The following is a 12,242-nucleotide window of genomic DNA, read 5'->3' on the forward strand; positions in this document are numbered from 1 at the left end:
GAATTTATGAATACGGGAGAAGACACGCAGGGACTGAGAAAGATCATTGATCTGACCAGGCTGATCAGTTTATTGGTACTAAGCATCCATTTTTATTTGGCCTGCTACCAGGCATTTAAGGATTGGCACTGGACAGCAGTCTTTACTGACCGCATCATCGGCAATATCGCTAAGACCGGTCTATTCAATAACCTGCTTAAACCCAAACTGGCTGCTTTGCTTTTATTGGGGATATCCCTATTGGGGGCTAAAGGTAAAAAGGACGAACTGATCAAACGGAACAGCATCGTCGCTTACCTGCTTTGCGGGCTACTCATCTACTTTCTCAGTATGTTGGTTTTCTACCTGCCTGCCGGGAATAGCATGGTGGCTATCTTGTATATGGGCATCACCGGTACCGGCTACCTGCTCATCCTGACGGGTGGCACCTGGTTATCAAGGTTGATCAAAGCAAATTTGACCAAAGATATTTTCAATACCGATGCGGAGACATTTCCACAGGAAGAACGGCTATTGGAAAATGAGTATTCCATTAACCTGCCTGCGGTCTATAACTTAAAGGGAAAGCTGCGGAAAAGCTGGATCAATTTTATCAATCCGTTCAGGGGGCTGTTGGTTTCGGGTACACCGGGTGCCGGTAAAAGTTATTTCGTGATCCGGCATATCATTGACCAGCATATCAAAAAGGGCTTTACGATGTTCCTGTATGATTTCAAGTTTGATGATCTGTCAAAGATCGCTTATAATAAATTGCTGCGATACCGGGGTAATTATCCGATCAAGCCATCTTTTTACATTATTAATTTTGATGACCTGAACCGGACGCACCGCTGCAATCCGCTTGATCCGGCGGGTATGGTAGATATTACGGATGCGACGGAAGCGAGCCGAACCATTATGATGGGCTTGAACAGGGATTGGATCAAGAAGCAGGGTGATTTCTTTGTGGAATCGCCGATCAACTTTTTAACGGCGGTGATCTGGTATTTGAGGAAGTATGAGGATGGTAAATATTGTACGCTGCCGCATGTGATCGAACTGATGCAGGTGCATTACGATCATTTGTTCGCGGTGCTGGAAATGCAGGATGAGATCAGGGTATTGATCAATCCCTTTATTTCGGCTTTTCAGAATAATGCGCAGGCGCAGTTAGAAGGTCAGATCGCCAGTGCGAAGATCGGTTTGGCGCGGTTGTCTTCCCCCTCTTTATATTATGTGTTGAGCGGGAACGATTTTACATTGGACGTCAATAACCCCATGGAGCCGAAGATCGTTTGTGTAGGTAACAACCCGCAAAAGCTGCAAACCTATGGGGCGGTGCTGTCGCTATATATTTCCAGGATGATCAAACTGGTGAACCGTAAGGGCCAGCAGAAAAGTAGTTTGATCTTTGATGAGTTCCCGACGATCTATTTCAACAATATGGATAGCGTGATTGCGACGGCCAGGAGTAATAAGGTGGCTACGACCTTGGCGGTGCAGGACTTTAGCCAGTTGAAAAAGGATTATGGTGCGGAGCAGTCGGATGTGATCACGGGCATCGTGGGTAATATCATTAGCGGCCAGGTGACCGGGGATACGGCAAAAAAGTTGCAAGAATCTTTTGGAAAGATCATGCAGGATCGGACTTCGTTAAGTATCAACAGTTCGGATACGTCTACTTCCAAGTCTACGCAATTGGATTATGCGGTACCGGCGGCGAAAATCGCGGCTTTATCTTCGGGTGAGTTCGTGGGTATCGTGGCCGATAACCCGGAGCAGAAGATCAGTTTAAAGATGTTCCATAGCGAGATACAGAATGATCACGCGGCTATTGCTAAAGAGGAGGCGGCTTACCAGCCGATCCCGGTCATTGCGATAGTGACGGATGAGGATGTCCTGGAGAATTACCGGAAGATCAAAAGTGATGTGCAGCAGTTGGTGACCGGTGAGTTGGCGAAATTGGATGCCAACAGAAAAGTTTTAAACAACACACATTCCGAAAACATGCCTTCGGATAACAAACGGTCGATCAAAAAAAGGCTTAGCCGTACCGCATCCGATAAGGTTAGGAAGAAACAACCTTTGACCAATGACAAGGCTGTTTCTATGTAGATCGCTACGTCCTTAATTTTTTGAGGACTGCGATCTTGTTCCGCACTCCGACTTTGGTGTAGATGTTTTGCATATGTGAATCCACGGTATGATACGAGATAAATAATTGATCGGCGATCTGCTGATAAGTTAAGCCATGGTCAAGCAGTTGCGTGATCTGGATCTCCCGGGGTGACAGGTTATATTGGAGACAATTCTCCGTAAATGCTGATACTTCCTCGCTGGCTTTTTTTGGCGGAACAGTTACTTTTGATTGAGTTCGAAGCATAACCAGCCGTTCCTTAATTAATAAAACTGCGATCAAAACGACCACCGGTATATTAACGGAGAGCTGCGTCCAAAAGCTATTCCAAAATCCAGCTGCGATATTGTAGAAAAACAGTACCAGGATCAGCAGGGAGGTCTTCCAGTTTTTTCGCTCCGGGGGATTAAAATAAAAACGAAATAGCTGATAGCCCAGCAGGATCAGATCGATACTGATCAATATCCAGGAAATAAGCGGTAATTGAATTCTGATCAGTCGCATAGCTAGATGATGTATTAATAAGACGTTGCGCTGCCTGTAAGAGATTAGCGCAAGCATCGGATTGGTTTATACTGTTTAACGTGCCGGGGAAGCAACAGGGTGTTGTTAAAAGCAAAAACACGGGCTAATGCAAGTAAGGATCCTTGAAGGCGCTGGTATGCCCATGGAGACCACAAACAAGCACGCCCGCGTTTTCGCGGGCATTGCACTTGTCTCGGTCTCCAATTCAAAATTACCAGTTTTTCAAGGACCAAAGAGGTTGGTGAATGCGAATGATGTTATTGCTATGTATACTTATCTCTGTTTTTTAAAGTCATTTTAATTCTGCTGTAAATATAGGTAAATGATTTATTCGTTTATTTCTTTTCCGTCGCCGCCTGCCAGGCCCAGGCCAGTTGTCTATTTCGTAAAAGCGGCCTGCTGTGGCCAGGTATATCGAGTCCCATATGTTGTTAGGGCCAGAGCCGGATCGCTAATTTCAAGCACTTTCGTCTTTTTGAAAACGTTAACATCAAGCGTAAGTCTGGATAATTCGCAGTGGTTGATCGTAACTACAGGCTTCCCTACAGCGGGATATTTGGTCTCGCCCTCAATGTTTTCGACCATGTACACATCATCTTTAAACTTAAAAAGGGCGACAACAGTATTGCAGTGTATACCGCCATATTGATGGCCTTGTAACAGCTTTATTGACGGATCGTTTTTGAACGTGAGATGGGCCATGCCCCGCCAATCACGCAGGCTATCTGCATGACCATTATAGTAAAAGGTTTTTAGTTTGGCATCGTTGGGCTTGTATAGCAGGTCGCAGCCCAGTTCGGAAATATTCATCGCCAGGAATCTGCCGTTTGGCGTCTTTAGCGCGATACCGAAGGAAGAATGATATTTGCTGATCTTTAACTCATTGGCGACAATCCTAACTGAAATTTCATCTGTGTACGAATTAGCCAGCGATGCCCGCAAGCTGTCTTTATTGATGGTTACCTGAACGAATTCGGGCATCTTATAGTTTTGGGCAATAGCGTGAACCGGCACTGCAAGGAAACATACAACGAGCGCTTTGCTGATATTTTTCAATAAAACGTTGCCAATATTGATAAAAAGGTGTTTTGACGAATGAATTACGCCTATTTTCCCTTTACCGGCAGGTGCCTCGTTGACTAGACTCATCTTATTTGAAATATTGGTTCAGCGGGCAATCTTTGATTTGTTTAAGGCCTTCGGCCACACAGCTGGCATTTAATTGCGCACCCTTAAGATTGGTATGAGTACCGTCGCCCGGAAAAAAGTGCTTCACTTCCGCCTGGCCTAACTCTTTCCAGTGCCTGGCAACGATCCGGTTCAGGTTGATATAGTAGGCACCATTCTTTTTGGCTTCCGCTTCTGCCCACTCCGGGTATTCTGCTTCTTTGACCACCTCACCATTTTTTTCCCAGCGGTTTCGTGGAACTAATGAACATACAATCGGGATCGCACCCTTGGCCTTTGCTTCGGTGATAAACTTCTGCATATACCAGCCGTAGGTGTGTATGGTTTCCATTTTATGCGTCTTGATGATCATGACATCTTTCGTAGAGTCGCTGATCCCCAATAAGGAGCCTTTTTGCTGTCCTGTATCGGCAACACCTGCATGGTCATTATGGCCGAACTGCATGATCACAAAATCACCTTTTTTAAGGGTGGTCAATATTTTGTCCCAGCGGCCATCTAAAATAAATGTACGGGTGCTTGTGCCGGCCTTAGCACGATTTTGAAGCGATATCTTTGTTGTATCCAAAAAAGCTCCGAAAGGTGTACCCCAGCCCCAATAGTCGTTCCTGCCATTGCCGTCACTGTTTTGGACCGTGGAATCGCCAATGATATAGAGAACTGGTTTAGGTTGCTGTATCATGTCGGTAAAGGCCGTTAGCCCCATCGCAACAGACAGCAGAAATGCGGCGAATGTTGTTTTTTTGTTTTTCATAATTGATCTTTAGTTAAGCCCCGTGATACTTGATTGATAGCTGCGCACTTTTTCGCCTGAACCGGCGCTAATGGCCGAGTTCACAAATTCGACCTTGGCCGCGTTATAGATCTGCGCACCGAACTTTGCGGATATCTGAACGTTTTCAAAACGAACACGCTGAACGGGCGACTCGGGTATGCCCCATAAAATGAGCCCTTCCTGCGAATTGGTGACGGTGATATTTTTGAGCAATATGTTTTTGTAAACTGGATTATGGTCACCTGTTGTGGTTATCACATCTTCCTGCGGGGTTTTGGGCTCACGAGGATAATACTCAGATATGAAAATCGGGTAACGTGAGTTTTTGATCGTAATGTTCTGATAGTTCACATTATCCAAAATACCACCACGGCCCCTTGCCGTTTTGATGCGGATGCCAGACGTTGTTCCGTCAAATGTACAGTCGCTCACAAAAAGGCCGGTCAGGCCACCTGAGGTGTAACTCCCAATCGATAATCCATGGCCGTAACCGAAAGTGCAATTTTTGATCACCATATTTTTTACTTCAGGGTCGTTTTCAGACTGTTGTTTGTTACCGAAGTTAACGGCGATATTATCATCGCCGGTGTTGATCGTACAGTGTTCTATCGTGCAGTTTTTAGCGGAAATGTTGATCCCGTCGGTATTGTGTGAGTTAGCGGGAGCCTGGATCGTGATGTCGCGGATGTAAACATCCGTGCAGCTTTTTAGAGATACATGCGTGTTCGGCGGGTTTAAAAACGTAACGCCGCTGATTTCGACTCGTTGCGTGCCTTCAATATAGACTATTTGGGGCCTGCGGAGCGTAAGGGTTTTTGCTTCTGTCGCTTTCCACCAGGGTTCTCCCTGGCCGTCAATTGTACCGCCTCCAGATATTTTGATGTCCGTGGCTTTGGATATATCAATAAAATTGAGATATCGCCCGTTAGCCGCCGGGAACGATTCCATATCATTTCGCAAACGTAATGTAGCACCCTTGGCTATTTCCAGTTCGGTTTTACTGTAAATTTTTAAAGGCCCGCATAGGAATTCTCCCGGTGGTATCAATACTTTGCCGCCGGTAGATCTGGCTTTGTCCAAAGCTTTTTGGATCGCCTCTGTATTCAATGTTTTGTTATCACCAACCGCACCGTCATCTTTGATATTATAAACCGAGGATGGGATTACGGGTAGCTGCGTGTACTGGGCGCGAACATTGACCGAACTGATCAGAAAGACAATGAGTAACGATGATAATTTATTCATAATACTATTTGCTGATCAGTTTTTCGGGTATAATATTGGATTCTATCATCCACATCTCGCAGAGCTTTGTCCATAACTCGGTGGAGCCGGGATTATTTCGTAACGCGATGGAATGTGCACCTTGCGGGAAAGCATGAAAACTTACCGGCACTTTGTTTTGCAAGAGCGCCTGGTAAAAAAGCAGGCTGTTCATGGGGTTCACCGTTTTGTCGTTCACCGCATCTGTAATAAAGCATGGCGGAGTACCAGCATTGACCTGAAGCTGCGCGGAGAATTTTTTCTTCAGATCTTCAGAAGCATTAGGGCCAAGCAGGTTCTTTACACTTCCGGGATGGGCGTAAGGTGTGCTCAGGTCGATCACCGGCGATACCAGGATCATGAAATCAGGTTTATAAGAGATCTTATCTAAACTATCCTTAACGGCCGATACATCTTCACTGATCGTACCTGCCGAAGCTGCCAGGTGGCCGCCCGACGATGAGCCCATAATACCGACCTTATCCGGGTTGATCCCCCATCTTATAGCGTTGGCCCTGATATAACGTAAAGCGCGTTGCGCATCCATCAATGGCCCGGCTTCCCGCTTTAAAAGGTCAGGTGAGTTAGGTAGCCGATAATTCAAAACAAAAGCTGTTACACCCATCGTATTGAACCATTTGGCCAATTGCAGCCCGCTGATCACATACGCCAGGCGCTCATAACCGCCGCCGGGGCAGATCACTACCGCCGCACCTTTATTTTCCTGTTTACCAGGAAAAAAGGCGTATATCCCCGGGGTCATCACCCGGTATATCCTTTCGTTGGCAATGCTGTCGGTCAACTTAAGATGTTTTGAATTGGGGACATTCCCCTTGGGCCATATTTCAATAAAGTCCTGAGCGGAAGCGAGAGAACCTTGCATGCAGCACCACATACAAAAGGTGTACGCCACAATTTTCATTATATTTTTTTTGCTTTCTTTCATAGGTAAATTTTGTAGCACACGAATATAAGTAGCCGGGTTGTAGTTAGTTTAACGTACCGTTAAAACGTTTTTATCGGCCTGATCTGTGAATTTGGCCATCTCTATATTTTTTTTGACGTTAACTCCCGAAGCGCTGATATTCTTACTTCTCTCGCCGGAAATATTGAAGAGCAGGTCGCTTTTCTGCCCGCCTTCGAGCCCCGTAAAATCGACATTGCTGCTATTTTCAATATAAACCAAAGGCTTTTTGCGGCTTGCATCTACACGAATATTTTTTAAATGGATATTGTCGGCTTCTATGATCTGCACCCCGATCGCTGTAGCCAACTGTATATTTTGAAAGTTGATGTTTTTGATGGCCATTTCGGGCAATCCCCTTACAAATATTCCGATATCAGCATTGTCACATTTAATATCACTGATATAAAAGTCCTGAAAACGGGGAGTCGTTACATCCACCGGGAAAACAGGCGCTTGTTGACCAGATACCGGAGCTTTGGTGAAATAATACATATCGAAGTAAACGGCCTCCTGCACGATGTCTTTCATATAAATGTCTTTAACATAGATGTTGCTGACCACACCGCCGCGTCCCCTTGCTGTTTTAAAACGCAGGCCTTTGTCGGTTCCGATAAAGGCGCAGTGGTAAACAAAAATATTTTTTGCACCACCGCTCATCTCACTTCCGATCACAAAACCACCATGAGCATGATATACTGTATCGTCATGGATCGTAATGTTTTCGCAGGGCATACCCCTTTTACGGCCCTGCTCATCCTTTCCCGATTTGATACACAAGCCATCATCGCCACATTCCAGCTTGCTGTTTTCTACCAAAACATTTTTGCAGCTTTCAATATCAAGCCCATCACCGTTCTGTGCCCAGGGCGGGTTATTGACAAATACCCTGCGAATGGTCAGGTCGGTGCACATTAATGGGTGCAAACACCATGCAGGCGAATTTTGAAAGGTGACACCCTCCAGTAATACCCGCTTGCAACGTGTCAGTACAACAAGATTTGGCCGTAAATAATCTTTAATGGGGCGAAACTCTTCGATCGTCGTTAGCTTATCTAATTCACCGGATTTTGCGAGAGCTTGCCCGCGCTTCGACTGCAGCGAAGGGTACCAGGTTTTGCCGTCATCTGACATCACGCCTCCTGAACTGAGTTTTGCGGTCCATTGTTCATCGGTTTGCTTTCCCTTAGCGAGCGGCCGCCATACATCACCATTACCCTCTATTACGCCATAACCGGTGATCGCAACATTTTCAAGATCATCACCTGAAATAGGGGATTGGTTCCGAACCGTTTGGCGACCCTCGAAATTTCCGCTAACAAGCGGATACAGATCCTTGTTCGGGCTAAACTCCAATGTCGCTCCTTTCGCCAAATGCAAGTTGACATTGCTTTTCAAACGGATCGGGCCGGTCAGCCATATTCCTTTTGGGGTCAAAACTACGCCGCCACCATTTTTGGCGCACGCATCGATCGCGTCCGTCACACTTTTGGTGTTCAAAGTAGACGGCGTACTTGCCGCCCCGAACTTGACAATGTTGAACGTATCTCTTTTGAACGTGGGCGCTATCGCCGTAGGGAGATGCTCCCAGGAATAGGTTTCGAAAATTTTTTGCTGAGCGCTGGTTTGGTAAACATTTGCGGCAAAGGCGAATGCTGCGCAAACCAGTGCTTTTGTTAATTGAAATTGCTTTTTCATAGTATGTATTAAGGCCAGTGTTATTTAGCGGTAAACAGAACTGCCATTAAATGTGATCGGAATCTGTTTTTTGTATTGCTGCTTTCAGTTTAATTTATTTGTTTGTCGGTTCCCAGTGATCGCTGCCTCCCAGGATATTGCTGATGGTGTAATCCCTGCTTTCGGTATCGGTGAGTTGTTTTGACCATCTCGAACGGGCCTGTGGTTGCGGGCCTTGACCGTGACTTCCATACTCGGCGTAAAAAACCGTTTTTTCGTTTTCCGGGTTGCCCCAGTTATTCCAGGCTTCGGGGAGGATGTGCGCGCCCAATTCGCAATGAATAAAAACAACTCTGGCATAGGGTCGCCACGGCCGGCCTAAAAAAACCTTTGTAACAGCTTGATCCGCTATCAGTTTACAACCCAAAAATACATATCCGAATTTTTGGCGGGGAGTCGTCGCAGCAGCAGTTACAAACGAGTTAGCCAATGATTTGAGGATGCAATTTTGGAACACAGCCGTTGCTTCTCCAAAAATGAAATCTGTTGTCCCCTCAATATAACAGTCTTCATAAAACTGGCGGCTTTTTTCTGTCGCTGCATATAGCGTATCCTGGTTACCCAACAACCTACAGTTTTTCAGATGGATGCGGTCACCCTCGACGTGCAACGCGACCGCCTGGCCTACACGGCCGGAGGCATTTTCGATGGTGAGGTTTTCTGCGCTGAAATCGTTACCCTGGACCAATACCGTGTACGAGGTATAGGTTGAGAATTTATCCCGGCCGAAGGCATCACTGCCGCCCGGATATAGCTTACCTGAAAAATCGGCGTTCGTGATAATGGTACCATCTTTATCGTCACCAATTAAGTGCACTTTGGTTTTCCAAGAAGGTATTACCAGCTTTTCATGGTAAACACCTTTTTTGATATGGATATTTACGATTTGTTGAGAAAGGTCCCTAACTGCGTTTACTGCTTCCTGAATGGTTTTATACTGGCCGCTACCATCTTGGGCAACAGTAAGATCTTTGGGATAAACAGTACCCTGCGCCAGGATCTGGCCAGTGTGTATAATAAAGGCAATAAGCACCGCGATTTTCCTTTTCATTGGGTTATTTAGCTATAAAAGTGTAACGCTTACCTGCAGTGGTTTGAAGATCAAAAACCTTCCCCTTATCAAAATTCAAACCATGTAATTGTGAAGCATCAGCAATAACAGCAGCTTTGATATCGTCAACCGCGTAAAACGGGTTCGGATTTCCGCCCTTCGCCTGAACGAGTTCTTTTCCAGCAGATTGAAGCAAATTATGTAAACGCAGGCGGCAATTACCGCCGAGTTTAGAGAGGATAACCAGCTTGGTTATTTGCCCATTGTCCCAGTCCATATCTATAACGTAACCACCGCGAGCCACGATTCCCTTGATCGAGCCTGATGGCCATGCAGATGGAAGGGCCGGTAATAGATGAATGTCACCATCATAGCTTTGCAGCAGCATTTCGGTAATACCGGCAGTGCACCCAAAATTACCGTCGATCTGGAAAGGGGGATGCGCGTCAAAAAGATTCGGATAAGTGCCGCCCCCGCCTTCTATTTTGCCTTTCCAGATCGGGGCAGGCTTTAATTCTTGTTTCAATAACTCGAAGGCATGGTCGCCATCAAGCTCCCGTGCCCAAAAATTTACTTTCCAGCCCATTGACCAGCCAGTTGAAGGATCACCACGACTGATCAGTATATTTTTGGCAGCTTCAGTTAATTCCGGGTGTTTATAGGGAGATACCTGTTTACCAGGATATAATCCGAACAGTTGCGAGATATGCCGGTGTGTATCGCCTTTTTTATCCATGTCGTCCAGCCATTCCTGCAATTGGCCCCATTTACCGATGTGCATGGGCGGTAATAATGCCCGCTTCCGGCTTAAAGTATCAGAAAAAGCCTGATCCGTATTTAAGGCTTTCGCAGCAGCGATGGTGTTTGAAAACAGGTCAAAAACGATCTGGTTATCCATGGTCGTTCCTTCTGTCAGAGAGATCGCACCGACAGTTTGATCGCGTAAAAAATTGTGCTCAGGTGACATGGATGGCGATACCACAAGCCAATGATGACTTTGCTCTTCCTGTAAAGCATCTACAAAATACATGGATGCGCCCTTCAAAACCGGGTATACTTCTTTCAGATATGCCTTGTCGCCGGTGTATAAGTAGTGCTCCCAAAGATGCTGGGTCAACCACGCGCCACCGGTAGGAAAGATACCATAATAGGCACCGTCTACCTGTCCGGATATTCTCCAGATATCGGTATTGTGATGAGCCATCCATCCGCGGGCATTATACATTTTGGAAGCGCTTTCCCGACCGGTTACCGAAAGATCTTTGATCAAATGTATTAGCGGCTCGGTTAACTCGGTAAGATTGGTTTCTTCCGCAGGCCAGTAGTTCATTTCCGTATTGATATTGATGGTGTATTTACCACCCCAAGGTGGTGAGTTCAACTCGTTCCATTTACCCTGAAGGTTGGCTGCCTGGTTTCCAGGCTGGGAACAGGATATCAGGAGATATCTGCCGAATTGATAAAACAGCGGTACAAGCCCAAGATCGTTTCCACTTGCAAAATCTCTGATCCGTTCGTTCGTTGGTTTATCAGATGCCGGATTTTTGCCCAATTCAAAATTAACACGGTTGAAGTAGCGCTGATAAAAGGCGATGTTATCTTTAAGCAGTTCGGGGTACGTTTTTTTTAACGCCTGATTCAAAAACGTGGTGGTGCGTTCTTCGGCGTCACCGCTAACATCATGGTAATTTTTAAAGTTGCTACCCATTGAAATATAGACGGTTAGCGAATTTGCATTTTTTATCGACAGCAGGGTGTCACCCTGAGATTGTGAGCCACCTTCATTTAACGCTTTTACTTGGGCCTGAAATTTGATAGCACCATCAATCCCGCTTCTGGATTCACCGTTTCCTTTCAATATCAATTTGCCGTTCGAGGTATTAACTTTGTTACTCCGCATAGGGGAATGCATGGAAAGATCGCAGGTTATTGATCCGGGTTTATCTGCGGTAAGGCGAATAATGATAGCCTGATCAGTAAAAGACGCCAGCATCTCTCTTTTGTAATGGATGCCGTTAACGGTATAGCTAACCGAGGAGATCGCATTGGATATGTCGAGATCCCTGTAATAATCCTGTACACTTTCATGACCGGGAAACTTAATATACAAACTACCGACTGTTTGATATTGCATCCCGTTTTGCTTCGAGAACATTTTGGCGTTGGCAAGGGCCTGCGCTTCGATGTATTTTTTCTCCGCGATCAGTTTCCTTAACTCTGGCACTACTTCTTTGGCATCCGGATTAACATTATTGTGCGGACCACCGGCCCAAACAGTTTCTTCATTGAGCTGTACGCGTTCAATAGATGGGTTCCCAAATATCATAGCGGCAACTCTGCCGTTGCCAATAGGCAATGCCTCGTTCCAATTCTCCGCAGGTTTATTGTACCATAATTTAAGATCAGTTTGTGCGGAGGCAGCTGATGTGATCAAAAAGAAGCCACTTAAAAGAAAGCACTTAGATGTTTTGATGTTCATTAAAAATCGTATTTACAAAATAATAAAATCACCGCCGGATAGGTCGGCGGTGATCGGGAGTTTTAATATGCCCAGCGTGGGTCGCCAATGGTGCTTCCATTGGTGCTCGCAGAAAAGATCGCTGTGTTTGCAGTTGTTGGTGTC

At 45.8% G+C, this 12,242-nt stretch carries 9 protein-coding genes; 1 reads left to right on the forward strand and 8 read right to left on the reverse strand.

Annotation, left to right across the window (positions count from 1 at the left end; genetic code table 11):
- Positions 1-6: 6 nt before the first annotated feature.
- Positions 7-2,094, forward strand: coding sequence for a conjugal transfer protein MobC (mobC, locus tag ABIN91_RS14005; RefSeq protein WP_348051784.1), 2,088 nt, complete (start codon positions 7-9; stop codon positions 2,092-2,094).
- A gap of 4 nt (positions 2,095-2,098) precedes the next feature.
- Here mobC and ABIN91_RS14010 read toward each other — a convergent pair whose 3' ends face one another.
- The 8 genes from ABIN91_RS14010 to ABIN91_RS14045 form a co-directional block, all read right to left on the reverse strand.
- Complete coding sequence (locus tag ABIN91_RS14010) at positions 2,099-2,620, reverse strand: LuxR C-terminal-related transcriptional regulator (RefSeq protein ID WP_348051785.1); 522 nt, start codon at positions 2,618-2,620, stop codon at positions 2,099-2,101.
- Positions 2,621-3,019: 399 nt separating this feature from the next.
- Positions 3,020-3,790, reverse strand: a complete 771-nt coding sequence (locus ABIN91_RS14015; protein WP_348051787.1) for a hypothetical protein — start codon at positions 3,788-3,790, stop codon at positions 3,020-3,022.
- Between the two features lies 1 nt (position 3,791).
- Positions 3,792-4,583, reverse strand: a complete 792-nt coding sequence (locus ABIN91_RS14020; RefSeq protein WP_348051788.1) for a rhamnogalacturonan acetylesterase — start codon at positions 4,581-4,583, stop codon at positions 3,792-3,794.
- Positions 4,584-4,592: 9 nt separating this feature from the next.
- Positions 4,593-5,849, reverse strand: a complete 1,257-nt coding sequence (locus tag ABIN91_RS14025) for a glycosyl hydrolase family 28 protein (RefSeq protein WP_348051790.1) — start codon at positions 5,847-5,849, stop codon at positions 4,593-4,595.
- A 4-nt stretch (positions 5,850-5,853) separates the two neighbouring features.
- Positions 5,854-6,813: an alpha/beta hydrolase gene (locus ABIN91_RS14030; protein ID WP_348051791.1), complete on the reverse strand. Its 960-nt coding sequence runs from the start codon at positions 6,811-6,813 to the stop codon at positions 5,854-5,856.
- Between the two features lie 48 nt (positions 6,814-6,861).
- Entirely contained in the window at positions 6,862-8,529 is a 1,668-nt protein-coding gene (locus ABIN91_RS14035) for a glycoside hydrolase family 28 protein (protein WP_348051792.1), read from the reverse strand.
- 94 nt (positions 8,530-8,623) lie between these two features.
- Positions 8,624-9,619, reverse strand: coding sequence for a pectinesterase family protein (locus ABIN91_RS14040; protein ID WP_348051793.1), 996 nt, complete (start codon positions 9,617-9,619; stop codon positions 8,624-8,626).
- A 4-nt stretch (positions 9,620-9,623) separates the two neighbouring features.
- Positions 9,624-12,098 carry a glycoside hydrolase family 95 protein gene (locus ABIN91_RS14045; RefSeq protein ID WP_348051794.1) on the reverse strand — a complete coding sequence of 825 codons (2,475 nt, stop codon included), beginning with the start codon at positions 12,096-12,098 and terminating at the stop codon, positions 9,624-9,626.
- Positions 12,099-12,242 lie beyond the last annotated feature (144 nt).

It is taken from the genome of Mucilaginibacter sp. (assembly GCF_039921305.1).
Classification (GTDB): domain Bacteria; phylum Bacteroidota; class Bacteroidia; order Sphingobacteriales; family Sphingobacteriaceae; genus Mucilaginibacter.